Raw genomic sequence first — 234 nt, forward strand, 5'->3', positions numbered from 1 at the left:
CTGCGCGTACCGGGCGGCGAGCCGCGGGGTGCGGGTGGCGCCGTGGCCGCCGATCAGCAGCGGCACCGTGGGCTGTGCGGGCTTGGGCAGCGCCGGGCAGTCCTTGAGCTGGTAGTAGGCGCCGTCGAAGTCGAAGGTGCCGCCGACCTCCGTGGCCCACAGCCCGGTGACGATCGCCAGCTGCTCCTCCAGCCGCGCGAACTTCTCCTTGGGGAAGGGGATGCCGTACGCGCG

General features: G+C 73.5%; 1 protein-coding gene. It reads right to left on the bottom strand.

Annotated features, from left to right (window positions below; all coding sequences use genetic code 11):
* Positions 1–234, bottom strand: a 234-nt coding sequence (locus tag ACSNOK_RS36355) for an LLM class flavin-dependent oxidoreductase (protein ID WP_436784916.1), incomplete at both ends; no start/stop codon positions are given.

It is taken from the genome of Streptomyces sp. URMC 126, assembly GCF_051386555.1.
In the GTDB taxonomy this organism is placed as follows: domain Bacteria; phylum Actinomycetota; class Actinomycetes; order Streptomycetales; family Streptomycetaceae; genus Streptomyces.